Genomic DNA, 25,166 nt, shown 5'->3' with positions numbered 1-25,166 from the left:
CTTTGCAGCCCCCTGGCCCTCAATCCAGCTTGAGCACCTTGGCCAGCACGATCTTCGGCCCTTTCATCTTCTTGATGATGATGCGCAGCCCTTCGACCTCCAGCACTTCCTCTTCTTCAGGCACGCGCTTGAGTGTCTCGTAGACCAGCCCCGCGAGGGTTTCCGCCTCGATATGGTCAAGGTCGACGCCCAGCAGGCGCTCGACCTTGAACAGCGGCGTGTCGCCACGCACCAGCAGCTTGCCCGGCTGGTAGGCGAGGATGCCGCGCTCGGTCTTGCGGTGCTCGTCCTGGATGTCACCTACCAGCACTTCCAGCACATCTTCCATGGTCAGGTAGCCAATCACCTTGCCATCGGCTTCCTCCACCAGCACGAAGTGCGCGCCGCCCTTGCGGAACTGCTCCAGCAATTGCGCCAGGGGCATGTGCCGCGACACGCGCTCCAGCGGCCTGGCCAGGTCGTCGAGGTCGATGGTTTCGGGCAGGTGCTCGAGTTCGGCCAGTTCCAGCAGCAGGTCCTTGATATGCAGCAGGCCGGTGAACTCCTCACGCTCGGCGTCGTACACCGGGTAGCGGCTGAACTTGTGGCGGCGCACCAGCGCCAGGATCTGCTTCAACGGCGCATGGGCGTCGATGCTGACCATGTCCTCGCGCGAGTTGGCCCAGTCGACCACCTCCAGCTCGCCCATTTCCACGGCCGAGGCCAGCACGCGCATGCCCTGGTCGCTCGGGTCCTGGCCACGGCTGGAGTGCAGGATCAGCTTGAGTTCTTCACGGCTGTAGTGGTGCTCGTGATGCGGGCCGGGCTCGCCCTGGCCAGCAATGCGCAGGATGGTGTTGGCGCTGGCATTGAGCAGGTAGATGGCCGGGTACATCACCCAGTAGAACAGGTACAGCGGCACGGCGGTCCACAGCGACAGCAGTTCTGGCTTGCGGATGGCCCAGGACTTGGGCGCCAGCTCACCGACCACGATGTGCAGGTACGAAATGACGAAGAAGGCGACGAAGAACGAGATCGCTTTGATCAGCTCGGGCGTGTCCACGCCAAGGTATGCCAGCAGCGGCTCGAGCAGGTGGGCGAACGCCGGTTCACCGACCCAGCCCAGGCCCAGCGAGGCGAGGGTGATCCCCAGCTGGCAGGCCGACAGGTAGGCGTCGAGCTGGTTGTGTACTTTGCGCAGGATGCTGCCACGCCAGCCATGCAACTCGGCGATGGACTCGACGCGGGTAGCGCGCAGCTTGACCATGGCGAACTCGGCGGCAACGAAGAAGCCGTTGAGCAGCACCAGGAGCAAGGCAAAGATGATCATGCCGAAATCGGCGAATAACGAGGTGAGGCTGATACCAGGGGAAGGGTCCATGATGGAGTTTTTACGGGGTCCGTCTTCGAGATAGAGAGAAAAAAAGTGCCAGCTCTTGCTGGCACAGGGGGTCCAATGTAGCGGCTGGGACCGTAAAAGCAAAGGGCGATGGATTCTTTGGGGGCGCTTTGCGCCCCATCGCGACACAAGGCCGCTCCGCGATCCCGTGTAGGAGCGGCCTTGTGTCGCGATGGGCTGCAAAGCAGCCCCCGAGGCCCTCAAGCCTTGCCGTTGGCCAATTGTGCCGGCGCGAAGTGACAGGTAAACGTACTGCCATGCCCCGGCACGCTGCTGATCTCCAGCTTGCCGCGGTGGCGCATCAGCACATGCTTGACGATCGCCAGCCCCAGCCCGGTGCCCCCGGTATTCGACGCACGGCTGGAGTCGACCCGGTAGAAGCGCTCGGTCAGACGTGGCAGGTGCTTGGCATCGATGCCCACCCCCGAGTCCTGCACCGACAGGTGTGCGCCCTGGGCATCGGCCCACCAGCGAATCCGGATGCTGCCTTCGTCCTGGGTGTACTTGACCGCGTTGAACACCAGGTTGGAAAAGGCACTGCGCAGCTCTGACTCGCTGCCCTTCAACTGCACACCGGGCGCGGCTTCAAGGGTGATGCGCTGTTTGCGGGGCCCGGACAGAGCCTGGGCGTCGTTCTTGATCGCGCAGAGCAAGGCATCGACCGCCACCGGGTGGTTGTCCGACGGATAGTCGGTGGCCTCAAGCTTGGCCAGCAGCAACAGGTCGTTGAGCAGTGTCTGCATGCGTGAGCCTTGCTGGCTCATCTGTTGCAGGGCTCGGCTCCAGCGCGGGTTCACGTCCTCGACGTTGTCCAGCAGGGTTTCCAGGTAGCCGGTGATGACCGTCAGCGGCGTGCGCAGCTCGTGGGACACGTTGGCGACGAAGTCCTTGCGCATCTGCTCCAGCTGGTGGATGCGGGTAACGTCGCGCACCAGCATCAGGTGCTCGTTGTTGCCGTAGCGGGTGATGTGCAACTGCACGCGCATGCGGTCGTTGATCGGCGAAGGGATTTCCAGCGGCTCGAGGTAGTTTCCTGCCTCGAAGTACTCCTTGAAGCGCGGGTGGCGCACCAGGTTGGTCACCTGCTGGCCGCCGTCCTGTGGGGTCTTGAAGCCCAGCAGGGTCTCGGCGGCGCGGTTCCACCATTCCAGGTTGCCATCGCTGTCGAGCATGATCACTGCGTCTCGCAGTGCGGCAGTAGACTCCTGCACCCTGTCGATCACCGCCTGCAGGCGGCCGCGTACACGCTGGTCGCGGCGTTGCAAGTGGTAGATGCTGTCGAACACCTCGCCCCACAGCCCGTAGCCATCGGGCGGTGCTTCGTCGGGTTGGTGGTTGCGCAGCCAGTCATGCAGGCGCAGCAGTTGCTTGAGGGTCCAGCCCAGGTAGAGCGCCAGGCCGATGGCCAGGCTCCAGCCATAGTAGCCACTGAGCAGCCCACCGATCAGGCAGACGGTAATCAGCAGTAGCAGGTGGCGAATCAGGGTCGCGTGCCAGTTCTGGTTCAATTGACGGTCCTTGTACAACGACGTGCAGCTTGGCGCCTTTCAGCTCGATCAGCTCTTGGTCGAGAAGCGGTAGCCGGTGCCCCGGACGGTTTGTACCAGATTTTCGTAGGCTTCACCCAGCGCCTTGCGCAGGCGGCGGATGTGTACGTCGACGGTGCGTTCCTCGACATAGACGTTACCGCCCCATACCTGGTCCAGCAGTTGGCCACGGGTGTAGGCGCGCTCCTGGTGGGTCATGAAGAACTGCAGCAGGCGGTATTCGGTAGGGCCCATCTCGGCTGGCTTGCCGTCGATGGTCACGCGGTGGCTGATCGGGTCGAGCAGCAGGCCACCGACTTCGATCGGTGCCTCGCTGTCGCTCGGGCCGGTGCGGCGCAGCACGGCTTTCAGGCGGGCGACCAGCTCGCGTGGTGAGAACGGCTTGGTGATGTAGTCGTCGGCACCCACTTCCAGGCCTTGGATCTTGTTGTCCTCTTCACCCTTGGCGGTGAGCATGATGATCGGGATGTCGCCGGTCAGCTCGTCGCGCTTGAGGCGGCGGGCCAACTCGATGCCGGAGGTGCCCGGCAGCATCCAGTCGAGCAGTATCAGGTCCGGTTTGCGGTCGACGATGATCGCGTGGGCCTGTTGGGAATTTTCCGCTTCCAGGCAGTCATAGCCGGCCATTTCCAGGGCAACGGCGATCATCTCGCGAATTGGTGCTTCGTCGTCGACGATCAGAATGTTCCTGCCAACCATGCTCAAAACCTCTCCTGGATACGGTGTCTTGGCCCGCATTAGATAACGGAATTATTGCAGCTGTGTGACAGGGTGTTGGCCGTTCTGGCGACATTCCGTGACTGAACTAGGCTTGAAAGGGCCGTGGTTGCGGCAACTTGAACCCAATCCCCCCGAAACAATGGTGAATCCAATGACACGACAAACGCTGAGCTGGATGGCCCTTTTCACTGCGCTGGCGCTCCCGGGGGTGGCCTTGGCCGACCATGCGATGGAGAAGGGCGGCATGTTGGTCGATCATGCCGGCATGACCCTGTACACCTTCGACAAGGATGCGGGCGGCAAGTCGATGTGCAATGGCGAATGCGCCAAGAACTGGCCGCCGCTGATGGTCAAGGCCAATGACGAACCGGCCAAGGACAAGTGGACAGTAGTGATGCGCGATGATGGCAGCAAGCAGTGGGCCTATGACGGCAAGCCGCTGTACACCTTCATCAAGGACAAAAAGGCCGGCGACATGACCGGTGACGGCATGAAGGACGTCTGGCACGTTGCCAAGCCTTGAGATTGCCGGGGCCGCTTTGCGGCCCATCGCGACACAAGGCCGCTCCTACAGGAATGCGCGATACCCTGTAGGAGCGGCCTTGTGTCGCGATGGGCTGCAAGGCAGCCCCAGAATATTCAGCGCAGTGCGTAATCCAGCACCACCCCGATAAACACCAGCATCCCCGCCCAGTGATTGTGCAGAAACGCCTTGAAGCACGACTCCCGGTCCAGCTTGCGCGTCGACCAGTACTCCCAGGCAAAGCACGCCGCCGCGCCCAGCAGCCCCAGGTGGAACCAGCCACCCAGCTCGAAGCGGCTGCCGGCCAGCAACAGGCAGCCCAGCGACAGCAGCTGCAAGGTCAGGATGATGGTGCGGTCGGCATCGCCGAACAGGATGGCGGTCGACTTCACGCCAATCTTCAGGTCGTCATCACGGTCGACCATGGCGTAGTAGGTGTCGTAGCCCACCGTCCACAGCAGGTTGGCGATATACAGCAGCCAGGCGCTGGCCGGCAGCTCGCCACCCGCTGCGGTGAAGGCCATGGGAATGCCCCAGGAATACGCCGCCCCCAGCACCACCTGCGGGTAATAGGTGTAGCGCTTCATGAACGGGTAGCAGAACGCCAGAGCTACCGCACCGAACGACAGCCACACTGTGCGGCTGTTGGTGCACAGCACCAGCAGGAAGCTCACTCCGACCAGGATGGCGAACAGCGCCAATGCTTCGCGCGGGCGGACCCGGCCGCTGGCCAGGGGGCGGTCGGCGGTGCGTTTGACGTGGCCGTCCACCTTGCGGTCGGCAAAGTCGTTGATGCAGCAACCTGCGGCGCGCATCAACACCACACCGAGGCCAAAGATCAGCACGTTGGCCAGGGTTGGTGAACCGTTGCCAGCAATCCACACCGCCGACAAGGTCGGCCACAGCAGCAGGTAGATACCAATTGGCCGGTCCATGCGGCTGAGCTGGACAAAGTCCCAGGCCCGTGGGTGCAGGCGGTTGAGAGACTTCAGCAGTTGCAGGTACATCAGCGGTTTTCCTCCTTGGCCGCTTGCCACAATGCCGGCAGAAACACCTCTGCCACCAGCAGGTCCAGGCCGCCACGTTCGAAGCGCGACCGGCGGCCCCACAGCGCAGTATGGGCGGCCTCGCTCGGCAGCCAGGCCTGTGGATAACTGCACACCTCGATGGGGTGGCGGATGAATGCCTGGTCGCAGAACAGCAACTCGCCCAGCGAACGGCTGCCCAAGGTTTCAAGGTCCAGCCCGCCGCGCTCCAGGGCGCTGCGGCTGGCGACGCTGCGGGCGAACACCCAGGGTTGGCCATGGCCGCGCAGGTATACCTCGCGCACCCAGCCTTCGGCACCGGCTGCGATGCCCAGTGCCTGGCATTCGTCATCGCGCAGCGGTTGCCAGCCCTCGAACAGCGGGGTAACGGAGAAGTGGTCGTTGGACAGGCGGGTCAGGCGACGGGTCAGCGAGCCCTCGTCGAACAGCCAGTCAAGGGTGGGCTGGTCGATGTCGGTCGCCAGCCGTGAATACGGCAGCCACGCGACAGCGGCTGCTTGCGGGGATTCGTACGACACGTCGGTCTGCTTGTTACAACCAGAGAGGCGGCGAGCTTAGCATGATTGCCCGGACTGCTTGCATACTGCTGACAGGGCCGCTACAAAGCCCCACGAATTGCGCGCAGGCTTCGTCGCGGGTAAACCCGGTCCCACAGGCTACGCGGTCGCTGTAGGAGCGGGTTCACCCGCAAAGAGGCCATCGGCAGCAACACAAAGCTCCAGCTTGAACCGAGGAAAAAGACCTGATGAAGAAGTGGCAATGTATTGTCTGTGGCCTGATCTACGACGAAGCCGAAGGCTGGCCCGACGACGGCATCGCCCCCGGCACACGCTGGGAAGACGTGCCTGAAGACTGGCTGTGCCCCGACTGCGGCGTGGGCAAGAGCGACTTTGAAATGATCTCCATCGGCTAATCGAGGAAAGCACGACATGACGTCCCCTGTGGTAATCATCGGTACCGGCCTTGCGGGCTACAACCTGGCCCGTGAATTTCGCAAGCTCGATGCGCAGACGCCGCTGCTGCTGATCACCGCCGATGACGGTCGTTCCTACTCCAAGCCCATGCTGTCCACCGGCTTTGCCAAGCAGAAGGACGCCGACGGCCTGTGCATGGCCGAGCCGGGCGCCATGGCCGAGCAACTGAATGCCGAGATTCGCACCCATACCCGCATCAGCGGCATCGACCCGGGCCACAAGCGCTTGTGGATAGGTGAAGAGGCGGTGGAATACCGCGATCTGGTGCTGGCCTGGGGTGCGCAGACGGTGCAGGTGCCGATCGAAGGTGATGGCGGCGATCGGGTGTTCCCGATCAACGATCTGGAAGGCTACGCGCGCTTCCGTGCCGCCGCCGTCGGCAAACAGCGTGTGCTGATCCTCGGTGCCGGCCTGATCGGCTGCGAATTCGCCAACGACATGAGCCTGGGCGGCTTCCAGGTCGACGTGGTGGCGCCGTGCGAGCAAGTCATGCCGACCCTGCTGCACCCGGCTGCTGCCACTGCCCTGCAGGCCGGGCTGGAAGGCCTGGGCGTGCGCTTTCACCTCGGCCCGGTACTGACCCGCCTGCAGCAGGTGGCGCAGGGCCTGGAGGCGCACTTGTCCGACGGCAGCGTGATCGCCTGCGACCTGGTGGTTTCGGCCATCGGCCTGCGCCCGCGCACCGACCTGGCTGCCGCTGCTGGCCTGCAGACCAACCGCGGCGTTTGCGTGGACCGCCAGTTGCGCACGTCCCACGCCAATATCTTTGCCCTTGGCGACTGTGCCGAAGTCGATGGCATCAACCTGCTTTATGTGATGCCGCTGATGAGCTGTGCCCGGGCCCTGGCGCAAACCCTGGCCGGCAAGCCGACAACGGTCGCCTACGGGCCGATGCCGATCACCGTGAAAACCCCGGCCTGCCCGCTGGTGGTCTCGCCGCCGCCCCAGGGCCACGAAGGCACCTGGCAGGTAGAGGGGCAGGGCAGTGACCTCAAGGTGCTCTGCCTTGATGCAGAGGGCAAGCTGCTGGGCTACGCCCTCACCGGGGCGGCCGTGATGGAAAAGCTGGCCCTGAATCGCCAGCTGCCGGCCGTGATGGCGTAAATAGCTGGCGTTCTGTCGGATTTATCCTGTTGTTGCTTGCACAATGGCCGCCCAGATACTGGCGCGGCCCCTGTGCACGTGCCATCCTCACTTCCGTCTGCCGCAGATTAGAGCCTGCGGTGCCTTGAGCGCTGCTCCCAGGGCAGCACGGCATAACAACAAGAATTCCGTCAAAGAGGCTTCACTATGCGCAAACCAGAACTCGCCGCCGTCATCGCCGAAAAGGCCGATCTGACCAAGGAAAAGGCCAATCAGGTTTTGAACGCGATTCTCGACAGCATCACGGGTGCCCTGGACAAGGACACCGTGACCCTGGTCGGTTTCGGCACCTTCGAAAAACGTCATCGCGGTGCGCGTACCGGCAAGAACCCGCAAACCGGTGAACCGGTCAAGATCAAGGCCAGCAATACCGTGGCTTTCAAGCCAGGCAAGAACCTGCGCGACAGCGTCAACGCCCCCGTCAAGCCGGCCAAGAAAGGCAAGTGATCGCTCCCTGACAACTCCAGTGTCAGCCAAGCGGGCGCCCCAGGGCGCCCGTTGTGCTTTCTGCAGGCAAAATGTTTCGAACTTGCATAAATAGTTCTGGAAAAGGATAGACTGCGCGCCTTAGTCACTTTTAATTCGAGGCGCGTTGATGAAGTTCCGCTTTCTTCTCTGGGCCATGGGGCTGTTGATGGCCAGGGCCAGCCGCAACAACCCGGCGTTCCAGCAGCAGCTCAAGGGCAAGGACCTGGTGTTCCAGATGCAGACCCTGGACGGCAAGGTCGCCCGGCACTTCATAGTCAACAACGAACGCGTCAGCAGCAAAGGCGGTGCGCACCCGCAGCCAGCGTTCGCCATTGCCTTCAAGGACGCCGCCTATGGCTTCACCACCATGCAGGCAGGTAACAAGCAGTTGGCGTTCATGCAGGGGATTCAGGACAAGCACATCCAGATCAAGGGCAACCCGGCGCTGGTGATGTGGTTCCAGGGGTTGATGAAGTACCTGAAGCCGAAGAAGAAGGCCTGAAATTGAAGGGGCTGCTTTGCAGCCCAATCGCCGGCAAGTCGGCTCCCACAGGTTCGACACAGGCCTGAGGGCAGTGCTATCCCTGTGGGAGCTGGCTTGCCGGCGATTGGGCCGCAAAGCGGCCCCTTTTGATATCAGTGCGGTGCGTGGAACTGCGAAGCCAGCTCACGCAGCAGGCTCTCTGCCTCGAGCACCTTGTTCACCACATCCTCGGCCTTGTCCCGGGTAATCCCCAGCCGTTCCAGCAGCTCGTCAGGAATCTCCTGCTGTGGCCCAGAGCCAATCCCCCGCGAGCGCAGCAGGCGGGTAGCCAGGCACACCAGGTTGGGGAACGCCGAAAACTCGCCTTCATATGCCGGGTCGTGCTGGAAGCGCAGTGCGGCGGACAGTTCTTCCGGCATGTCCCACAGCTTCATCAACCAGGCACCGATCTGCTCGCGGCTGATGCCCAGCAGGTGTTGTTCCACATAGGTGTGGCACAGGTGCGGGTTGACCTCCAGGTGGCGGCAGATCAGTGAGAAGTGCGGCGGGAACACGTGCGCCAACAGCAAATAGCCAAAGTTGTGCAGCAGCCCGGCCAGGTAGGTCAGGCCGGCCTCGGGGCGCTCGGCCCGTGGCATGGCGCGGGTCAGGCCTTCGATGATCGCGGCGGTGTAGATCGACTGCTGCCAGTACGGCGTGGCCTGCTGGGGGTGGTCTTTCGGCAGGCTCAGTGTCTTGCCCAGCGCCAGGCCCAGGGCCAGGTTGATCACCAGGTCGAAGCCCAGCACACGCACGATGGCGTCTTCCACCGAGCGGATCTTGCCAGGGGAGGCGTAGTAGGGCGATGCCGCCCAACTTACCACCTGTGCCGCCAGCGCCGGGTCGGTTTCGACCACGCCGGTGATATCGTCGATGCTGGCGTTGGGGTCTACACGTAGCTTGATGATCTTTTGCGCGGTGTCGGCCAGCGGCGGGATTTCGATGGTTTCTTCCAGGCGCTTCTGGATGCGCCGGGCAGTGAAGGCCTGGACGGCGTTGGTGATTTCCCGGGTGTCATCATCGGGGCGGTCGAGGTTGGGGTTGATTGCCTCGACTTCCTGACCAAAGCTGCTGGCGCTGGCCTTGGCCAGCATCCGCTTGAAGTGTGCGCGTTCGATTTCCAGCAGCAGGCCGGCTTCGCCAGACTGGATAAATACGGTTTCGGCGTCGAGCAGGCTCTTTTCGTACTGGCACGGCGAGCTGGTCAGCGCCGGGATGCCCGGCAGGGCCTTGAGCTGGTGCTTGTCCAGCATCTGCTTCAGGCGAGGCACCGACACCGCAGTGAGCTTGCGACCGGTCAGTTCGGCCAGGCGGTTGAGGTCCAGCAGCTGGCTCTGCGGGAATAGCACCATCAGGGCGCCGACCTCGTCGTCGAGCAGCACGGCCTGTACCCGCGACGCTGCCGGCAGGTGCGGATGTTCGACCACCTCGCGGTAGGCCACGCCGAGTTTGTCGAGCAGCAGCCGGATGACCGAGGGAGCGTGTGGGGTTGCGGTGTCCAGGGCAACTTCAGTCATGGTCCGTATCCACTGATTCCTTTAAACGCGAAGTATAACCAGCCTCTGGGCAAATCTGGATCCATTATGGGACCAGCGTCACACTTGGCCATATTGCTGGCCATGACGCAGCCAGCGATCGAGCAGCGGGCTGACGTGCTCCGGCCAGCGTGCGATCAGGGCCTGGGCGGCGTCGCGCACGGCCGGCAGCAGGTCGGCGTCACGCATCAGGTCGGCGACCTTGAACTGCAACAGGCCTGTCTGGCGGGTGCCGAGCATCTCGCCCGGGCCACGCAGCTCCAGGTCCTTTTCGGCGATGATGAAGCCGTCGTTGGTTTCCCGCATGATCCCTAGCCGCTCGCGGCCGATCTGCGACAGTGGCGGGTGGTACAGCAGCACGCAATGGCTGACGGCGCTGCCCCGGCCAACCCGGCCACGCAACTGGTGCAACTGTGCCAGGCCCAGGCGCTCTGGGTTCTCGATGATCATCAGGCTGGCGTTGGGCACATCCACGCCCACCTCGATGACCGTGGTGGCGACCAGCAACTGCAGGTTGCCGGCCTTGAACTCAGCCATGATCTCAGCTTTTTCCGCCGGCTTCATGCGCCCGTGGATCAGCCCCACCCGCAGCTCGCCCAAGGCGCTGCCCAGCTCCTCGTAGGTGCTTTCGGCGGCCTGGCAGGTAAGCTCTTCGGATTCTTCGATCAGTGTGCACACCCAGTAGGCCTGGCGCCCTTCGGCGCAGGCGGCGCGCACCCGCTCGACCACTTCGAAGCGGCGGCTATCGGCCACCAGCACGGTGTTCACCGGGGTGCGTCCGGGTGGCAGTTCGTCGAGCACCGAGGTGTCCAGGTCGGCGTAGGCGCTCATGGCCAAGGTGCGCGGAATGGGTGTGGCGGTCATGATCAGCTGGTGCGGGCACAATTCCCCGGCCACGCCCTTCTTGCGCAGGGCCAGGCGTTGCTGCACGCCAAAACGGTGCTGTTCATCGATGATCGCCAGGGCCAGGTGCTTGAACTTCACCTCTTCCTGGAACAGCGCATGGGTGCCGACCACCATTGGCGCGCCATTGGCGATCTGCTCCAGGGCGGCTGCCCGGGCTTTGCCCTTTAGCTTGCCGGCCAGCCACGCGACTTCGATGCCCAGCGGTTCGAGCCAGCGCTTGAAGGTGATGTAGTGCTGTTCGGCGAGGATCTCGGTGGGTGCCATCAGGGCCACCTGGTAGCCGGCTTCCAAGGCCTGCAGCGCGGCCAGGGCGGCGACCACGGTCTTGCCGGCACCCACATCGCCCTGCACCAGGCGCATCATCGGCTCTTGCTGGCTGAGGTCGTAAGCAATTTCGTTGGCCACCCGCTGCTGTGCGCCGGTCGGCTGGAAACCCAAGTTGGCCAGGTACTGTGCCTGCAGGCGCTGGGCTTTGGGCAGCACTGGCGCGCGCAGGCTACGCAGGCTTTCACGCAGGCGTTGCTGCGACAACTGGTGGGTCAGCAGCTCTTCGAAGGCCAGGCGGTGCTGGGCCCAGTGCTGGCCTTCGGCAAGCTCGTCGAGGTCGGCATCGGCCGGCGGGTTGTGCAGGTAGCGGATGGCATCGTCCAGCGGCGCCAGTTGGTAGTCCCGGGCCAGTTCGTCGGGCAGCCAGTCCGGCAGACTGCGCGGGCCCAGCAGGCCCAGGCTCTGCTGACACAGCAGCCGCAGGCGTTGCTGGGTAAGGCCTTCGGTGGACGGATAGATCGGCGTCAGGGTCTGCTCGACCGGTGGCGGCGGTTCGTCGCCGTTCAGCGCCCGGTATTCCGGGTGGTAGATTTCCAGGCCCGAGGCGCCGGGGCGGGCTTCGCCGTAGCAGCGCAGGTGGGTACCACGCTTGAGTCCTTCCTTCTGCGCGTTGCTGAAGTGGTAGAAGCGCAGGCTCAGCACGCCGCTGCCGTCACCCAGGCGCACCACCAGGCTGCGGCGCTTGCCCATGGTCACGTCGGCGCCGCTGACCACGCCCTCGATCACCGCGTCCTGGCCAGGGCGCAGCTGGCCGATCGGCACCACGCGGGTGCGGTCCTGGTAGCGCAGGGGCAGGTGGAAAAGCACGTCCTGCAGGTTCTCCAGGCCGACCTTGGCGAGTTTCTCCGCCATGGCCTCGCCAACCCCCTTGAGTACCGTGACCGGGACCTTCGACAGCTCACTCATGACTCAGGCCGGTTGTTCCGCAGGGGCTTTGGCGACCGAGCACAGGCGGATCGAGTCGGCGAGGATCTCGATGGCCTTCGGCCGTGGGAAGCTGGCGCGCCAGGCGATGGCCACGGTGCGGAATGGTGCCGGTGCGGTCAGTGGGCGGACCTCGATGACGCCGGGGGCGTAGTGGTGGCTGTGCACCGCCGACAGCGGCAGGATCGACACGCCAAGGCCCGAGGCCACCATGTGGCGGATGGTTTCCAGCGAGCTGGACTCGACCGTGGTGTGCTTGGAGCCTTCACCGCCCTTGTTCAGCGTTGGGCAGGCTTCCAGTACCTGGTCGCGGAAGCAGTGGCCTTCACCGAGCAGCAACAGGCTCTTGTCGTTGAGCATGGCGGTGTCGATGGTCTTTTTCGCCGTCCACGGGTGGTCGGCCGGCATCAGGGCGCAGAACGGTTCATCGTACAGCGGCAGGGTCAGCACGTCGGCTTCGTTGAACGGCAGGGCGATGATCACCGCATCCAGTTCGCCATTGCGCAGCTTTTCGCGCAGTACATGGGTGAAGTTCTCTTCGATGTACAGCGGCATCTGCGGCGCCACGCGGTGCAACTGAGGGATCAGGTGGGGGAACAGGTACGGGCCGACGGTGTAGATGGCACCGACCTTGAGCGGGGCGGTCAGCTGGTTCTTGCCGGCCTGGGCCAGCTCGCGAATGCCCTGGGCCTGCTCCAGTACCTTTTGCGCCTGGGCGACGATGCTTTCGCCGACCGGGGTCAGGCGGACCGCGCTCTTGCTGCGCTCGAAGATCAGCACGCCAAGCTCATCCTCGAGCTTCTTCACACCGACCGACAGGGTCGGCTGGCTCACGTGACAGCGTTCGGCGGCATGGCCGAAGTGCTGTTCCTGGGCGAGTGTGACGATGTAGCGTAATTCTGTGAGGGTCATAACGTGCGTCCATGAAGTTGCGAGCCCAGCATAGCGGCTGCAATCGATAGACGCACGTTATCAGACTTGCCGATTTGTGACAGAAACAAAAGTCTCAGCGGCGGTCCAGCGAGTAGACGAACGGTGCCACGACTTCGATCGTGCCATTGTTCAGCAACTCGGGTGGCGGCTTGGGTACCGTGCCGGCCCGACGGATCATTTCCAGGGTCGCCCGGTCCAGGGCGGCACTACCCGAACCTCCGGCCATGGAGTACGACACCACCTTGCCTTCGGCGTCGACCACGAAACGTAAGCGGTTTATGCCCTGCAGCCCGCGACGGCGCGCGTCTTCCGGGTAACGCTTGTACTTGGCCAGGTGACGCAGCAGGTCGCTCTGCCAGGTCGGCAGGGCTTTGCTGTTGGACGCAATGCTCGGTGCCGGTGCCGCGGACTTCTGCGGTGGCGTGTTGCTGGGCGGTGCGTCTACCGTTTGTTCGGTCGGCGGTGCTTCCTTCGGCGGCTCAGGCTTTTTCTCGGGCTTGGGCGGCTGTGGCTTGGCCTTTGGCTTGGGCGGCTTGGGAATGGCGATCTTGGGCTTGGGTGCCTCGGCCAGCTTCGGCAGCGGCGGTTCCTCGACCGGTGCCGGTGGCTGCGGCGCCGCTTTCGGGGGCGGTGGTGGCGCAGGCTCCGGCAACGGCGCCAGCTCGACCATCATGGCTGCCGGTGGCAGTTCGATGGCCTGGGGCACCGACCAGTTGAGCGTCAGCAGCACGGCGACCACGTGCACGCCCAGCACGATCGCCAGGCTGCCACCGTAGCGCGCCATGTTCGAGCGCGTTCTTGTCATTTCTTGGCTGCCGTCTCTAGACCTACCAGACCGACTTTCAGGTAGCCGGCCGCGCGCATGTTGTTCATCACTTCCATCAGGTCACCGTAATCCACGCCTTTGTCAGCCTGGAAGAAGATGGTGGTTTCCTTGTCGCCCTTGGTCTTGGCGTCGAGCATCGGGCCAAGCTGGTCGGGGGCAGGGACCTGGTCATCACCGACGTACAGCTTCTGGTCGGCCTTGACGCTGACGAACACCGGTTTCTCGGGCCTCGGCGCCGGCTTGGCGGTCGAGGCCGGCAGGTCGACCTTGATGTCGACCGTGGCCAAGGGGGCTGCGACCATGAAGATGATCAGCAGCACCAGCATCACGTCGATGAACGGCGTAACGTTGATTTCGTGGTTTTCGGCGAGGTCGTCGCCACCTTCGTTGAGATGCAGGCCCATGGCTTACCCCACTTTCACCATGTGCGGGGCAACACGCTCGCTGCCCTGGTGGTCCAGATCACGGCTGACCAGCAGCAGCACCTGGGCGGAGGCGTCGGACACCTGGGCCTTGTAGCCGGCGATGGAACGGGCGAAGACGTTGTAGATGACCACGGCCGGAATTGCGGCGACCAGACCCAGGGCGGTGGCCAACAGGGCTTCGGCAATACCTGGGGCAACCACGGCCAGGTTGGTGGTCTGGGTCTTGGCGATGCCGATGAAGCTGTTCATGATGCCCCATACGGTACCGAACAGGCCGACGAATGGCGCAGTGGAGCCGATGGTGGCGAGTACGCCGGTGCCGCTGCTCATGGTGCGACCACTGGCGTGTACCAGGCGCTCCAGGCGGAAGCTGACGCGCTCCTTGATGCCCTCTTTTTCGCGGGCGTTGGCCGACAGGCGCATCTCTTCGAGCGCGTCGTGGACCAGGGTGTGGGCCAGGGTGCCTTCCTTGTTGGAAACGTCGCTGGCTTCCTTGAGGCTGGCGGATTTCTTCAGCAGGGCGATTTCACCACGCAGGCGACGCTTGGCGCCCATCAGCTCGAAGCCTTTGGCAATCCAGATGGTCCAGGTGATGATGGAGGCGATGGCAAGGCCGATCATCACCGCCTTCACCACCACGTCGGCGTTCTTGTACATGCCCCAAGGGGACAGGTCGTGGGCCATGCCCAGCGAGGTGTCTTCAACCAGAGCCTCGACGCTCGGGTCTGCAGCGACCGGGGCATCAGCCGGGGTGGCGGCAACTGCACCGCTGGCCGGTGCTGCGGCTGGAGCAACTGCCGGAGCAGCCGGTGCGGTAGCGGCAGCAGGCGCGGCAGCATTGGCGGTTGGCTCATCGGCCATGGCCACTGGGGCCAGCACCAGGCTGAGTGTCAGCGCGGCGATGGCGCGCCAGGCGCGCAACGGGGTTGGCGAAGCGGAAGGTTGAGTACGTGTCATGCTGGCCGGACCTGATGAAGAATGAAGTTAACGTTCTCCAAGGCCTCGAGGTAGGCCGAGAACAATTTGGCGGCCATTATTGCAAGTAATTCTTGTTAACAAAAGTAATCTTGTTGCTTTTTTCGCCTATGGTCTAGCCATCCATCGTGTAGCGTGGTCGGGCTGATCAATTGGTCTAGGGAGTTTAGAGATGTCAGACCTTTCCGTGATGGTGGTGGGATGTGGTGATGTAGGCGGGCGCCTTGCCCGGCAGATGCTTGCGCGCGGTTGGCAGGTGAGCGGCCTGCGTCGCTCGGTCGGGCAGTTGCCTGCGGGGGTCGTGCCTGTGGCAGCGGACTTGTCCGTGCCATCGCTTCCAGACGCCTGGCCGCAGCGCGCGCCGGACTACCTGGTGTATTGCGTGGCGGCGAGCCAGCATGACGAGGCGGGTTACCAGGCAGCCTATGTCGACGGTTTGCGCCATGTGCTGGGCTGGCTGGCCGAGCGCGGCCAACGCCCACGACGGCTGCTGTTCGTGTCCAGCAGCAGCGTGTATGCACAGAAGGACGGCGAGTGGATCGAAGAAGGCGCGGCCACCGAGCCTGAAGGTTATTCCGGGCGGTTGATGCTGGAGGCTGAGCGGCTGGCACTGGCCAGCGGCATCCCGGCCAGTGTGGTGCGCCTGACCGGCATCTATGGCCCCGGCCGCGAGTGGCTGCTCAGTCAGGTGCGCCAGGGCTACCGCGTGGCCGAGGAGCCACCGCTGTATGGCAACCGCATCCATGCTGAGGATGCTGCCAGCCTGTTGGCGTTCCTGTTGCAGGCCGATGCCGACGGCAAGGTGCTCGACGACTGCTACATCGGCGTCGACGACGACCCGGCGCCGCTGGCCGATGTGGTGGCCTGGCTGCGGGCGTACATGGGGGTAACCGAGTGGTCGGATGAGCAGCGGGTGCGCCGTACCGGCAGCAAGCGCTGCAGTAATGCCCGGGCGCGGGCATTGGGCTGGGCGCCGGTGTATCCGAGTTACAGGGAAGGTTATGCGGCCATCCTTGAGGGTAAAAACCAGCCTCAGGCCTGATGCGCCCCCTGTAGGAGCGGCCTTGTGCCGCGATAGGGCTGCGAAGCAGCCCCGGCATTCTATGCGGCGACGCTGAAATCCTGGGGCCGCTGCGCGCCCCATCGCGACACAAGGCCGCTCCTACAGGGACCGCGCAGGTTTTCAGTCCAGTTCCAGCACCCACTGGCGCTTGCCGGCCGCCAACACTGGCATTTCATCCGGCTGCGCGCGGTTCACCGCCTGGAAGATCTCCAGCTTGTCGCCATCGCGCTTGAGGATGAACGGCGCGCCACGCTGGTTGCGCTCCAGCCACAGGCTGTCATTGCTGCCACCCATGGTCGCGCAGTCACCCGCCAGGCACAGGGCGAAACGGTCTGGCCCTGGCAGGCCGGTGACGTTGCCGGTGTCGCCGAAGCGCACGCTGGCACCTTTGCCCTGGCCTTCGACGATCTTCCAGTTGCCGCCCAGATAGGCCTGGTACAGGGCTTTCTCGAAGGTGCTGCCCAGTGGCGCATTGGTCGCCGCTGGTGCTTTGGCGCGAACGAAGGTCTGCTTGCCGCCGCGTTGATCGACCGCCTGCAGTTCGTCGCCATCGAGCGACAGCTGTTCGGTCTGGCCACCTTGGAAGCTGGCCTGCCATTGCTTGTCGGTGGCGCTCAGCTGGCCGTCGGCCGCTTCGAAACCATTGCTGTAGCTGGCCTGTTGGCTGGCTACGTCGAGCTTCCACTCGAATACCGGCCCGTGCTCATTGAGCGCCTGACGCAGGCTGCCGCCCTTGACGGCCGCATTGATGGCGTCCTGATTGATCCAGGTGCCGTTGAAATCTTCGGGTTTGTGGCTGGCGCAGCCGCCCATAAGCAGGGCTGCCAGCGCGAGGGGCAGTGCTTGGCGCATGAGGGGATAACCTTGCAAAGGAGGGAAGGTGACGGGCGGGGTGCCCGTCACCGAGGGCATCATTCGATGACCAGAATGGCGTCCATTTCGACCTGGGCGCCTTTCGGCAGCGCGGCAACGCCGATGGCGGCGCGGGCCGGGTAAGGCTGCTCGAAGTAGCGGCCCATCACCTCGTTGACCTTGGCGAAGTGGCTCAGGTCGGTGAGGAAGATGTTCAGCTTGACGATGTCCTTGAACGAACCGCCAGCGGCTTCAGCCACGGCCTTGAGGTTCTCGAACACCTGTACGGTCTGGGCTTCGAAGCCTTCGACCAGTTCCATGGTCTTCGGGTCCAGCGGGATCTGGCCCGACATGTACACGGTGTTGCCGGCCTTGATCGCCTGCGAGTAGGTGCCGATGGCGGCAGGGGCCTTGTCGCTGTTGATGACGGTCTTGCTCATGATGACTCCTTGCGGTTGGCGGACTACGTACGCATGCGGGTGATGCGGACCACACCGGTCAGGGTACGCAGCTTCTTGATCACACGCGCCAGGTGCACGCGGTCGTGCACGCTGACCACCAGTTGGACCACGCTGATACGGCCGTCGCGTTCGTCCATGCTGATCTTCTCGATGTTGCCGTCGGCGGCGTTGACACTGCTGGCCAGAAGGGCAATCAGGCCGCGCTGGTGTTCCAGTTCGACACGCAACTCGACATTGAACTCACCGGTGATGTCCTTGGCCCAGGAGAGTTGTACGCACTTTTCCGGGTTGTGGCGGATTTCACTGATGTTGCGGCAGTTTTCCAGGTGCACGACCATGCCCTTGCCGGCTGACAGGTGGCCGACGATCGGGTCGCCCGGGATCGGCGTGCAGCACTTGGCGTAGCTCAGCACCAGCCCTTCGGTACCACGAATCGCCAGCGGGCCTTCCGGTGCCGGCAGCTGCTCGCCTTCGGCCGACAGCAGGCGGCGCGCGACCACGTAGGCCATGCGGTTGCCCAGGCCGATGTCTTCGAGCAGGTCTTCGATCAGCTCCAGGCGGTACTCGGCGAGAATGGCCTGGATACGCTCCTGGGGGATCATTTCCAGGCTGCTGTCGAAGCCGGTGAGCACCTTGTTCAGCAGGCGTTCGCCCAGGCTGATGGACTCGGAGCGACGCTGCTGCTTGAGCGCGTGGCGGATGTGCGTGCGCGCCTTGCCGGTAACCACGAAGTTGAGCCAGGCCGGGTTCGGCCGCGCGCCCGGGGCGCTGACGATTTCCACTGTCGAGCCGCTTTGCAGCGGTTCGGACAGCGGCGCCAGGCGGCGGTTGATGCGGCAGGCGATGCAGCTGTTGCCGACGTCGGTGTGCACCGCGTAGGCGAAGTCGACCGCCGTGGAGCCTTTGGGCAGCTCCATGATGCGGCCTTTGGGCGTGAACACGTAGACCTCGTCCGGGAACAGGTCGATCTTCACGCTTTCGATGAATTCCAGCGAGTTGCCGGCACGTTGCTGCAGCTCGAGGATGCCCTTGACCCACTGGCGGGCGCGGGCGTGGCTGCCCTTGGGTTGCTCGTCGTCGTTGGACTTGTACAGCCAGTGTGCGGCGATGCCGTTGTTGGCCATCTCTTCCATCTCGCGGGTGCGGATCTGGATTTCGATGGGCACGCCGTGCATGCCGAACAGCGTGGTGTGCAACGACTGGTAGCCGTTGGCCTTGGGGATCGCGATGTAATCCTTGAAGCGACCGGGCAGCGGCTTGTAGAGGTTGTGCACCGCACCGAGTACGCGGTAGCAGGTATCGACCTTGTCCACGACGATGCGGAAGGCGTACACGTCCATGATCTCGTTGAAGGCGCGGCGCTTGCCGCGCATCTTCTTGTAGATGCCATAGAGGTGTTTCTGCCGGCCGCTGATCTCGCCCTCGATGCCGTCGGCGGCCAGGCAGTTGGCCAGCGAATGCTCGATCTTGGCGACGATCTCCTTGCGGTTGCCGCGTGCGCTTTTCACCGCACGGTGGATCAGCGACGAACGCATCGGGTGCATGGCCTTGAAGCCGAGGTCCTCGAACTCAACGCGCACGGTGTGCATGCCCAGGCGGTTGGCAATGGGGGCGTAGATCTCGAGGGTTTCCTTGGCGATGCGCCGGCGTTTTTCGCCGGACAGCACTTCCAGGGTGCGCATGTTGTGCAGGCGGTCGGCCAGCTTGACCAGGATCACGCGGATATCGCGGGCCATGGCCATGGCCATCTTCTGGAAGTTTTCGGCTTGCGCCTCGGCTTTGGTCTCGAAGTTCATCTGGGTCAGCTTGCTGACCCCATCGACCAGTTCGGCCACGGTCTCGCCAAACTGCTGGCTGAGGGCTTCCTTGGCGATGCCGGTATCTTCGATCACGTCGTGCAGCATGGCCGCCATCAGGCTCTGATGGTCCATGTGCATGTCGGCAAGGATGCTGGCCACGGCCAGCGGGTGGGTTACGTAGGGCTCGCCACTGCGGCGGCGCTGCCCATCGTGGGCCTGTTCGGCGTAGAAATAGGCGCGCCGGACCAGGTTGACCTGTTCGGGGCCAAGGTAGGTCGACAGCCGTTCGGCCAAGGCTTCTATACCCGGCATGGGTTCACCTCCTGCCGAGGAAGGGGGCCTTGCGCCGTGCGACGTCGACCTGGCATCAATCAGACAGCCTCGTTGTTCTCGTCCTCGAACGCGGCGAACACCGGATCCTCGGTGACGATCTCTTCAGCGGCGATGAACTCGTTGGTGACGATGCCTTCGGCGATTTCACGCAGGGCAACAACGGTCGGCTTGTCGTTTTCCCACGCAACGCGTGGCTCTTTGCCGCCGGTCGCCAGCTGGCGAGCGCGCTTGGTCGAGAGCATGACCAGCTCAAAGCGGTTATCCACGTGTTCCAGGCAGTCTTCAACAGTTACGCGGGCCATGGTCTTCCTCAGTAGCAATTGCGGTGGGCGTGCAGCCCGATAATGGGCAGGCGGACTCGATAGTTTAAAAAATCACCAGCCAATAGGGAAGCGCTGTTTTGTCGGGTGGTTACCTTCAAGCCCTGTGTTGCCTTCACCGCATTGTCCTCAGGTTCATCACCGCACCCTGTGGGAGCGGCTTCAGCCGCGAAAGGGCCGGAACAGACACCCTATCGCTTGAACCTGACGATAACCTCAGAGCATCGCGTCACGCAACCGCGGGGTCAGCTCCTCGAACAGGGTCTGCACCGAGCGCAACGCCCGGCAGTCCGGCCGGGTCAGCAGCCACAGCTGGGTGTCGCAACCCGGCAGCGGCCCGCTCAGCGCATCCACCCCGGGCAGAGCATGCACCATGTAGTCCGGCAGCGCTGCCACGCCGAGCCCGGCCGTGACCAGTTGAGCGATGGTCGACATGCCGCTGCACTGGTAGCGCGGGCTCAACCCCGGGTGCTGCTGGTTGCGCCAGACCACCGTGGGGTGGTCCTGCATCGAGTCGTCGGGGGCGATCCACGGCACGCTGGCAGGTGACTCGGCCAGGCGCTCGCGCCACTGCGGCTGGCCGCAGACCACGTAGGAGGTGGACCCCAGGTTGCGGCCCACCAGGTGCTCCGGCGGCGTGTTGGTCAGGCGCAGGGCAATGTCGGCATCGCGCCGGCTGAGGTTGGCGAAGGTGTTGGAGGTGCCCATCTCCAGCGACAAGGCCGGGTAGTTGGGCATGAACTCGGCCAGCGCCGGTAGCAGCAGGCTGTGCATCACCGCCTCGGTACAGGTCAGGCGCACGGTGCCGCTGACCACCTGCTCGCCACTGGTCATGGCGATGCGCGCCGCCTCCAGCGCCTGCTCGGCGCGCTCGGCCTGCTCGGCCAGGGCCTGGGCGGTGTCGGTCGGCAGGTAGCCTTTGCGGCTCTTGACGAACAAGGCGGTGCCCAGCGCCGACTCCAGCCGGCGGATCGAGCGGAACACCGTCGAAACATCGACCTTGAGCAACTCGGCAGCCTTGGCCAGCGAGCGGCCACGTTCCAGGGCCAGGACCAGGGAGAGGTCGGCATGGGTAATCTGATATTGCATTGGTGCACGCTCTGCTTGCCGAATTGCCAATGTCTGTTGCGTTTTGGCCATTTTATAGTGAAACGGCCCCCGGGAATCAATGCGCCCGGTCGGGTAACCAATCCCCACGATGGGAAAGTGAAAAGAACAACAGCTGCAACCATCGTCGCCCGTGAGGCGCCAGCCGTATCCCCCACATCGCCGCAGCAAATCAAAGGATGTACAGCCATGACGTCGGTAACCCCGTGCGCCAGTTCTTCCAGCGAGATGAATGACTTCCTCCAGGCCCATCCGGACACGCAGTACGTCGACCTGTTGATCTCCGACATGAACGGCGTGGTACGTGGCAAGCGCATCGAGCGGGCCAGCCTGCACAAGGTGTACGAGAAGGGCATCAACCTGCCAGCATCGCTGTTCGCCCTGGACATCAACGGGTCCACCGTCGAGAGCACCGGCCTTGGCCTGGACATCGGCGATGCCGACCGCATCTGCTTCCCGATCCCCGGCACGCTGTCGGACGAGCCGTGGCAGAAGCGCCCCACCGCCCAGCTGCTGATGACCATGCACGAACTGGATGGCCAGCCGTTCTTCGCCGACCCGCGCGAAGTACTGCGCCAGGTGGTGAGCAAGTTCGATGACCTGGGCCTGGATATCTGCGCCGCGTTCGAGCTGGAGTTCTACCTGATCGACCAGGACAACCTCAACGGTCGCCCGCAGCCGCCGCGCTCGCCGATTTCCGGCAAACGCCCGCAGTCGACCCAGGTGTACCTGATCGACGACCTCGATGAATATGCCGACTGCCTGCAGGACATGCTCGAAGCGGCCAAGGAGCAAGGCCTGCCCGCCGACGCCATCGTCAAGGAAAGCGCCCCGGCACAGTTCGAGGTCAACCTGCACCATGTGGCCGACCCACTGAAGGCCTGCGACTACGCGATCCTGCTCAAGCGCCTGATCAAGAACGTTGCCTACGACCATGAGATGGATACCACCTTCATGGCCAAGCCCTACCCGGGCCAGGCAGGCAATGGCCTGCACGTGCACATTTCGTTGCTGGACAAGAAAACCGGCAAGAACATCTTCGCCAGTGACGACCCGCTGCAAAGCGACGCGCTGCGCCATGCCATCGGTGGTGTGCTGGAGACCATGCCGGCGTCGATGGCCTTCCTCTGCCCGAACATCAACTCCTACCGCCGCTTCGGCGCGCAGTTCTACGTGCCCAATGCGCCAAGCTGGGGCCTGGACAACCGCACCGTGGCCGTGCGCGTGCCCACCGACAGCAGCGATAACGTGCGCCTCGAGCACCGCGTGGCCGGTGCCGACGCCAACCCCTACCTGATGCTCGCGGCGATCCTCGCCGGTGTTCACCACGGCCTGACCAACCAGGTCGAGCCGCAGGCGCCGATCGAAGGCAATTCCTACGAACAGTTGGAGCAGAGCCTGCCAAACAACCTGCGCGATGCCCTGCGCGCACTGGACGACAGCGAAGTCCTCAACCAATACATCAGCCCGGATTACATCGATATCTTCGTGGCCTGCAAGGAAAGCGAACTGGCCGAGTTCGAAGTGTCGATTTCCGATCTCGAGTACAACTGGTACCTGCACACGGTGTAAACCCATGAGCGCAAATGCGGTCCCCTTGATCGGTGTCAGCGCCTGCCGCCAGCAGGTGGGGAAGAACTCGTCGCATACGGTAGGCGACAAGTATGTCGAGGCGGCCGGCTTTGCCGGCTTGCCATTGATCTTGCCGGCCCGTGACGGGGGCAGCGACACGCAGGCGCTGCTGGCCCGTCTGCATGGCATTGTTTTTACCGGCTCACCTTCAAATATCGAACCGCATCATTACAATGGCGCCCCCAGCGCGGCAGGTACCCGGCACGATCTGGCACGCGATCGCCTGACCCTGCCGCTGTTGCAGGCGGCCATTGCCGCCGGTGTGCCGGTGTTCTGTATTTGCCGTGGCTACCAGGAATTGAACGTGGCCCTGGGCGGCAGCCTGCACCAGCGCGTGCAGGAACTGCCCGGCTACCTGGACCACCGTGAACCAGAGGACGCACCTCTGGAGGTGCAATACGGCCCTCGTCACCTTGTCGGTATCGAGCCTGGCGGGTTGTTCGAGCGCCTGGGCCTGGCGGCGCAGTTCGAGGTCAACTCGCTGCACAGCCAGGGCATCGACCGCCTGGCCCCGGGCCTGCGCGTCGAGGCACGGGCCCCGGATGGCCTGATCGAAGCGGTGTCCATGCCTGCCGCGCCGGGCTTTGTGCTCGGCGTGCAATGGCACCCGGAGTGGCGATTTACCGAAAACCCGGTCTCGTTGCGCCTGTTCCAGGCGTTTCGCGAGGCCTGTTTTGCCTATGCAACACGGGAGGGCGCACGGCAGGAGGCACTCTGACGTCACCCGAAGGTCTCGGATGACTTGTTCCCGGCAGCAAGCTTTCAATGAGTGAAAGCGGGCCTTGTACGCAAGGCCTGTGAAAACAATTCCAAAATTTACGGCAAATACTCATGAGCAATTACACAGAAGCCGGCCGCCCACCCGATGTGGCGGCCGACGCGGGCAACACCCAGCGCAGCAAGGGGCTGGCCACCGGCCGGCTGGGCTTGCTGGCCAGCGTGGTGCTGGGCATTTCCACCATCGCCCCGGTCTACACCCTGACCGGCGCCCTTGGCCCGACCGTGCGTGAAGTGGGCGCGCACCTGCCAGCGGTATTCATCGTCGGCTTCCTGCCGATGCTGTTGGTAGCCTTGGGCTATCGCGAACTGAACTCGGCGGAGCCGGACAGCGGTACTTCGTTTACCTGGTCGGCGCGTGCCTTCGGTCCGATGATCGGCTGGATCGGTGGCTGGGGTCTGGTGGTCGCCACCACCATCGTGTTGTCGAACCTGGCAGGGGTGGCGGTCGACTTCTTCTACCTGTTCCTTGGTCAGATCACCGGCAAGCATGAACTGGCGGCATTGGCCGACAACCTGCTCATCAACATAACCACCTGTTGCGTGTTCATCGCCCTGGCGGTGTGGATCTGCTGCCGCGGCATGACCACCACCATGACGGTGCAATACGGCCTGGTGGCCCTGCAGTTGCTGGTGCTGATCGGCTTTGCCTTTGCCGCTTTCGGCGAAACCACGGCGCCGCCACCGCTGGAATTCGATTTCGCCTGGTTCAACCCGTTCGGCGTCGAATCTTTCTCGGCCTTTGCCGCCGGGCTGTCGCTGTCGATCTTCATCTTCTGGGGCTGGGACGTGTGCCTGACTGTCAGCGAGGAATCGGTCGGCAGTGACGAGGTGCCGGGCAAGGCGGCCACCTGGACCGTGCTGCTGATCCTCGGCCTGTACCTGTTCACCGCGATTGCCACCCTGCAGTTTGCCGGTATCAGCGAACAAGGCCTGGGCCTTAACAACCCGCGCATCCAGGAAAACGTCTTCGCTCACCTGGCCGGCCCGGTCATGGGGCCGCTGGCGATCCTGATGTCCATCGCGGTGCTGGCCAGCACCGCGGCGTCGCTGCAGTCGACCTTCGTGTCGCCGGCGCGCACACTGTTGGCCATGGGTTACTACGGTGCGGTGCCGCAGAAGTTCGCCAGCGTCTGCCCTCGTTCGCAGACCCCGCGTTACGCCACCATCTGCGCCGGCGTGGCCGCGGGTCTGTTCTACGTGACCATGCGCACCCTGAGCGAGAACGTGTTGGCAGATACCATCACTGCACTGGGCATGATGATCTGCTTCTACTATTCGCTGACGGCCTTTGCCTGTGTCTGGTACTTCCGCCACAGCCTGTTCGACAGCCTGCGCCACTTCCTCATGCGCGGCTTGTGCCCGCTGGTGGGTGGGGTGATCTTGTCGGTTATCTTCGTGCGTACAGCCATCGACAGCGCCTCGCCGGACTTCGGCAGCGGCTCGCATGTGGGCGGGCTGGGGCTGGTGTTCGTGATCGCCGCGATCATCTCGGTGCTGGGGATCGTGCTGATGATGCTGTCGCGGCTGCGCGCGCCGGCGTACTTCCTGGGGGCTACCCTGCGTCAGCAGGCTACCTTGCCATTGCAGGAATAAGGCTGGGGGCGCTTCGCGCCCCATTCGCAGCACAAGGCTGCTCCTACATCGAT

General features: G+C 63.8%; 25 protein-coding genes. 9 read left to right on the top strand and 16 right to left on the bottom strand.

All coding sequences use genetic code 11. From position 1 onward, the window contains the following. Positions 1–19: 19 nt before the first annotated feature. The 3 genes from ACK56M_RS28745 to phoB all read right to left on the bottom strand — a co-directional run bounded on the left by ACK56M_RS28745 (position 20) and on the right by phoB (position 3,624). Complete coding sequence (locus tag ACK56M_RS28745) at positions 20–1,360, bottom strand: hemolysin family protein (protein WP_013974815.1); 1,341 nt, start codon at positions 1,358–1,360, stop codon at positions 20–22. Positions 1,361–1,578: 218 nt separating this feature from the next. Beyond that, the gene (phoR, locus tag ACK56M_RS28740) at positions 1,579–2,886 is read right to left on the bottom strand and encodes a phosphate regulon sensor histidine kinase PhoR (protein WP_015272347.1); all 1,308 of its coding nucleotides are present in this window, start codon (positions 2,884–2,886) and stop codon (positions 1,579–1,581) included. Between the two features lie 48 nt (positions 2,887–2,934). Continuing rightward, complete coding sequence (gene phoB, locus ACK56M_RS28735; RefSeq protein WP_003253341.1) at positions 2,935–3,624, bottom strand: phosphate regulon transcriptional regulator PhoB; 690 nt, start codon at positions 3,622–3,624, stop codon at positions 2,935–2,937. A gap of 172 nt (positions 3,625–3,796) precedes the next feature. Between phoB and ACK56M_RS28730 the strand changes: the two genes are divergently transcribed. Further along, positions 3,797–4,168 (top strand): hypothetical protein, encoded by a 372-nt coding sequence (locus ACK56M_RS28730; protein WP_024087921.1) that lies wholly within the window; start codon positions 3,797–3,799, stop codon positions 4,166–4,168. 116 nt (positions 4,169–4,284) lie between these two features. Here the strand turns inward: ACK56M_RS28730 and ubiA are convergent, their stop codons facing one another. Together ubiA and ACK56M_RS28720 are read right to left on the bottom strand one after the other, a co-directional pair. Next, positions 4,285–5,175 (bottom strand): 4-hydroxybenzoate octaprenyltransferase, encoded by an 891-nt coding sequence (gene ubiA, locus ACK56M_RS28725; RefSeq protein WP_015272345.1) that lies wholly within the window; start codon positions 5,173–5,175, stop codon positions 4,285–4,287. Next, positions 5,175–5,732, bottom strand: a complete 558-nt coding sequence (locus ACK56M_RS28720; protein ID WP_015272344.1) for a chorismate--pyruvate lyase family protein — start codon at positions 5,730–5,732, stop codon at positions 5,175–5,177. Before ACK56M_RS28720 ends, ubiA begins: the two co-directional genes overlap by 1 nt. Before the next feature lie 227 nt (positions 5,733–5,959). Between ACK56M_RS28720 and ACK56M_RS28715 the strand changes: the two genes are divergently transcribed. The 4 genes from ACK56M_RS28715 to ACK56M_RS28700 all read left to right on the top strand — a co-directional run bounded on the left by ACK56M_RS28715 (position 5,960) and on the right by ACK56M_RS28700 (position 8,301). Continuing rightward, positions 5,960–6,127 carry a rubredoxin gene (locus ACK56M_RS28715; protein ID WP_003253349.1) on the top strand — a complete coding sequence of 56 codons (168 nt, stop codon included), beginning with the start codon at positions 5,960–5,962 and terminating at the stop codon, positions 6,125–6,127. A gap of 16 nt (positions 6,128–6,143) precedes the next feature. Continuing rightward, complete coding sequence (locus ACK56M_RS28710; RefSeq protein WP_054572028.1) at positions 6,144–7,292, top strand: NAD(P)/FAD-dependent oxidoreductase; 1,149 nt, start codon at positions 6,144–6,146, stop codon at positions 7,290–7,292. Between the two features lie 186 nt (positions 7,293–7,478). Further along, entirely contained in the window at positions 7,479–7,778 is a 300-nt protein-coding gene (locus ACK56M_RS28705; RefSeq protein WP_013974808.1) for an HU family DNA-binding protein, read from the top strand. Positions 7,779–7,926: 148 nt separating this feature from the next. Further along, a complete protein-coding gene (locus tag ACK56M_RS28700) occupies positions 7,927–8,301 on the top strand; it encodes a hypothetical protein (RefSeq protein ID WP_015272342.1) in 375 nt (124 codons plus the stop codon). A 134-nt stretch (positions 8,302–8,435) separates the two neighbouring features. Here the strand turns inward: ACK56M_RS28700 and ACK56M_RS28695 are convergent, their stop codons facing one another. The 6 genes from ACK56M_RS28695 to exbB all read right to left on the bottom strand — a co-directional run bounded on the left by ACK56M_RS28695 (position 8,436) and on the right by exbB (position 15,155). Then, positions 8,436–9,839 (bottom strand): aminoacyl-tRNA deacylase and HDOD domain-containing protein, encoded by a 1,404-nt coding sequence (locus ACK56M_RS28695; RefSeq protein ID WP_015272341.1) that lies wholly within the window; start codon positions 9,837–9,839, stop codon positions 8,436–8,438. 78 nt (positions 9,840–9,917) lie between these two features. Next, positions 9,918–11,996 (bottom strand): ATP-dependent DNA helicase RecG, encoded by a 2,079-nt coding sequence (recG, locus tag ACK56M_RS28690; RefSeq protein WP_015272340.1) that lies wholly within the window; start codon positions 11,994–11,996, stop codon positions 9,918–9,920. 3 nt (positions 11,997–11,999) lie between these two features. Beyond that, positions 12,000–12,926 carry a hydrogen peroxide-inducible genes activator gene (locus ACK56M_RS28685; RefSeq protein WP_013974805.1) on the bottom strand — a complete coding sequence of 309 codons (927 nt, stop codon included), beginning with the start codon at positions 12,924–12,926 and terminating at the stop codon, positions 12,000–12,002. A gap of 94 nt (positions 12,927–13,020) precedes the next feature. Further along, the gene (locus ACK56M_RS28680) at positions 13,021–13,752 is read right to left on the bottom strand and encodes an energy transducer TonB (protein ID WP_015272339.1); all 732 of its coding nucleotides are present in this window, start codon (positions 13,750–13,752) and stop codon (positions 13,021–13,023) included. Beyond that, on the bottom strand, positions 13,749–14,177 hold the full coding sequence (exbD, locus tag ACK56M_RS28675) for a TonB system transport protein ExbD (protein ID WP_013974803.1): 429 nt from the start codon (positions 14,175–14,177) through the stop codon (positions 13,749–13,751). Before exbD ends, ACK56M_RS28680 begins: the two co-directional genes overlap by 4 nt. Before the next feature lie 3 nt (positions 14,178–14,180). Beyond that, positions 14,181–15,155 (bottom strand): tonB-system energizer ExbB, encoded by a 975-nt coding sequence (exbB, locus tag ACK56M_RS28670; RefSeq protein WP_015272338.1) that lies wholly within the window; start codon positions 15,153–15,155, stop codon positions 14,181–14,183. Between the two features lie 190 nt (positions 15,156–15,345). Here exbB and ACK56M_RS28665 point away from each other — a divergent pair, with 190 nt between their 5' ends. Then, the gene (locus tag ACK56M_RS28665; protein ID WP_015272337.1) at positions 15,346–16,215 is read left to right on the top strand and encodes an NAD-dependent epimerase/dehydratase family protein; all 870 of its coding nucleotides are present in this window, start codon (positions 15,346–15,348) and stop codon (positions 16,213–16,215) included. A 141-nt stretch (positions 16,216–16,356) separates the two neighbouring features. Here the strand turns inward: ACK56M_RS28665 and ACK56M_RS28660 are convergent, their stop codons facing one another. The 5 genes from ACK56M_RS28660 to ACK56M_RS28640 all read right to left on the bottom strand — a co-directional run bounded on the left by ACK56M_RS28660 (position 16,357) and on the right by ACK56M_RS28640 (position 21,090). Further along, positions 16,357–17,088 carry a hypothetical protein gene (locus tag ACK56M_RS28660; RefSeq protein ID WP_015272336.1) on the bottom strand — a complete coding sequence of 244 codons (732 nt, stop codon included), beginning with the start codon at positions 17,086–17,088 and terminating at the stop codon, positions 16,357–16,359. A gap of 59 nt (positions 17,089–17,147) precedes the next feature. Continuing rightward, positions 17,148–17,528: a RidA family protein gene (locus tag ACK56M_RS28655; RefSeq protein WP_009684531.1), complete on the bottom strand. Its 381-nt coding sequence runs from the start codon at positions 17,526–17,528 to the stop codon at positions 17,148–17,150. A 23-nt stretch (positions 17,529–17,551) separates the two neighbouring features. Beyond that, positions 17,552–19,660, bottom strand: coding sequence for a bifunctional GTP diphosphokinase/guanosine-3',5'-bis pyrophosphate 3'-pyrophosphohydrolase (spoT, locus tag ACK56M_RS28650; RefSeq protein ID WP_015272335.1), 2,109 nt, complete (start codon positions 19,658–19,660; stop codon positions 17,552–17,554). Between the two features lie 59 nt (positions 19,661–19,719). After that, a complete protein-coding gene (gene rpoZ, locus ACK56M_RS28645; protein ID WP_003253383.1) occupies positions 19,720–19,983 on the bottom strand; it encodes a DNA-directed RNA polymerase subunit omega in 264 nt (87 codons plus the stop codon). A gap of 234 nt (positions 19,984–20,217) precedes the next feature. Further along, entirely contained in the window at positions 20,218–21,090 is an 873-nt protein-coding gene (locus ACK56M_RS28640; RefSeq protein WP_013974798.1) for a LysR family transcriptional regulator, read from the bottom strand. Between the two features lie 207 nt (positions 21,091–21,297). On the opposite strand from ACK56M_RS28640, the gene ACK56M_RS28635 reads away from it, so the two are divergent. The 3 genes from ACK56M_RS28635 to ACK56M_RS28625 all read left to right on the top strand — a co-directional run bounded on the left by ACK56M_RS28635 (position 21,298) and on the right by ACK56M_RS28625 (position 25,113). Next, entirely contained in the window at positions 21,298–22,680 is a 1,383-nt protein-coding gene (locus tag ACK56M_RS28635) for a glutamine synthetase family protein (protein ID WP_015272334.1), read from the top strand. A 4-nt stretch (positions 22,681–22,684) separates the two neighbouring features. Continuing rightward, the gene (locus ACK56M_RS28630; protein WP_015272333.1) at positions 22,685–23,458 is read left to right on the top strand and encodes a gamma-glutamyl-gamma-aminobutyrate hydrolase family protein; all 774 of its coding nucleotides are present in this window, start codon (positions 22,685–22,687) and stop codon (positions 23,456–23,458) included. Between the two features lie 113 nt (positions 23,459–23,571). After that, complete coding sequence (locus tag ACK56M_RS28625; protein ID WP_013974795.1) at positions 23,572–25,113, top strand: APC family permease; 1,542 nt, start codon at positions 23,572–23,574, stop codon at positions 25,111–25,113. The last annotated feature ends 53 nt before the right edge of the window (positions 25,114–25,166 follow it).

Origin of the sequence: Pseudomonas sp. s4, assembly GCF_046764235.1 — a bacterium.
Taxonomy (GTDB): Bacteria; Pseudomonadota; Gammaproteobacteria; order Pseudomonadales; family Pseudomonadaceae; genus Aquipseudomonas; species Aquipseudomonas asiatica.
Note: the sequence above shows the minus strand (reverse complement) of the source record. Positions and strands in the feature narration are given on the sequence as shown.

What these genes read in the sequence shown, in the direction of transcription:
- ACK56M_RS28700 (WP_015272342.1), top strand. Translation starts at nt 7,927, where the DNA reads ATGAAGTTCCGCTTTCTTCTCTGGGCCATGGGGCTGTTGATGGCCAGG.
- phoB (WP_003253341.1), bottom strand. Translation starts at nt 3,624, where the DNA reads ATGGTTGGCAGGAACATTCTGATCGTCGACGACGAAGCACCAATTCGC.
- recG (WP_015272340.1), bottom strand. Translation starts at nt 11,996, where the DNA reads ATGAGTGAGCTGTCGAAGGTCCCGGTCACGGTACTCAAGGGGGTTGGC.
- ACK56M_RS28655 (WP_009684531.1), bottom strand. Translation starts at nt 17,528, where the DNA reads ATGAGCAAGACCGTCATCAACAGCGACAAGGCCCCTGCCGCCATCGGC.
- ACK56M_RS28695 (WP_015272341.1), bottom strand. Translation starts at nt 9,839, where the DNA reads ATGACTGAAGTTGCCCTGGACACCGCAACCCCACACGCTCCCTCGGTC.
- ACK56M_RS28640 (WP_013974798.1), bottom strand. Translation starts at nt 21,090, where the DNA reads ATGCAATATCAGATTACCCATGCCGACCTCTCCCTGGTCCTGGCCCTG.
- ACK56M_RS28665 (WP_015272337.1), top strand. Translation starts at nt 15,346, where the DNA reads ATGTCAGACCTTTCCGTGATGGTGGTGGGATGTGGTGATGTAGGCGGG.
- ACK56M_RS28680 (WP_015272339.1), bottom strand. Translation starts at nt 13,752, where the DNA reads ATGACAAGAACGCGCTCGAACATGGCGCGCTACGGTGGCAGCCTGGCG.
- ACK56M_RS28745 (WP_013974815.1), bottom strand. Translation starts at nt 1,360, where the DNA reads ATGGACCCTTCCCCTGGTATCAGCCTCACCTCGTTATTCGCCGATTTC.
- ACK56M_RS28630 (WP_015272333.1), top strand. Translation starts at nt 22,685, where the DNA reads ATGAGCGCAAATGCGGTCCCCTTGATCGGTGTCAGCGCCTGCCGCCAG.
- ubiA (WP_015272345.1), bottom strand. Translation starts at nt 5,175, where the DNA reads ATGTACCTGCAACTGCTGAAGTCTCTCAACCGCCTGCACCCACGGGCC.
- rpoZ (WP_003253383.1), bottom strand. Translation starts at nt 19,983, where the DNA reads ATGGCCCGCGTAACTGTTGAAGACTGCCTGGAACACGTGGATAACCGC.
- exbB (WP_015272338.1), bottom strand. Translation starts at nt 15,155, where the DNA reads ATGACACGTACTCAACCTTCCGCTTCGCCAACCCCGTTGCGCGCCTGG.
- exbD (WP_013974803.1), bottom strand. Translation starts at nt 14,177, where the DNA reads ATGGGCCTGCATCTCAACGAAGGTGGCGACGACCTCGCCGAAAACCAC.
- ACK56M_RS28635 (WP_015272334.1), top strand. Translation starts at nt 21,298, where the DNA reads ATGACGTCGGTAACCCCGTGCGCCAGTTCTTCCAGCGAGATGAATGAC.
- ACK56M_RS28730 (WP_024087921.1), top strand. Translation starts at nt 3,797, where the DNA reads ATGACACGACAAACGCTGAGCTGGATGGCCCTTTTCACTGCGCTGGCG.
- ACK56M_RS28705 (WP_013974808.1), top strand. Translation starts at nt 7,479, where the DNA reads ATGCGCAAACCAGAACTCGCCGCCGTCATCGCCGAAAAGGCCGATCTG.
- ACK56M_RS28715 (WP_003253349.1), top strand. Translation starts at nt 5,960, where the DNA reads ATGAAGAAGTGGCAATGTATTGTCTGTGGCCTGATCTACGACGAAGCC.
- ACK56M_RS28660 (WP_015272336.1), bottom strand. Translation starts at nt 17,088, where the DNA reads ATGCGCCAAGCACTGCCCCTCGCGCTGGCAGCCCTGCTTATGGGCGGC.
- ACK56M_RS28685 (WP_013974805.1), bottom strand. Translation starts at nt 12,926, where the DNA reads ATGACCCTCACAGAATTACGCTACATCGTCACACTCGCCCAGGAACAG.
- ACK56M_RS28710 (WP_054572028.1), top strand. Translation starts at nt 6,144, where the DNA reads ATGACGTCCCCTGTGGTAATCATCGGTACCGGCCTTGCGGGCTACAAC.
- ACK56M_RS28625 (WP_013974795.1), top strand. Translation starts at nt 23,572, where the DNA reads ATGAGCAATTACACAGAAGCCGGCCGCCCACCCGATGTGGCGGCCGAC.
- spoT (WP_015272335.1), bottom strand. Translation starts at nt 19,660, where the DNA reads ATGCCGGGTATAGAAGCCTTGGCCGAACGGCTGTCGACCTACCTTGGC.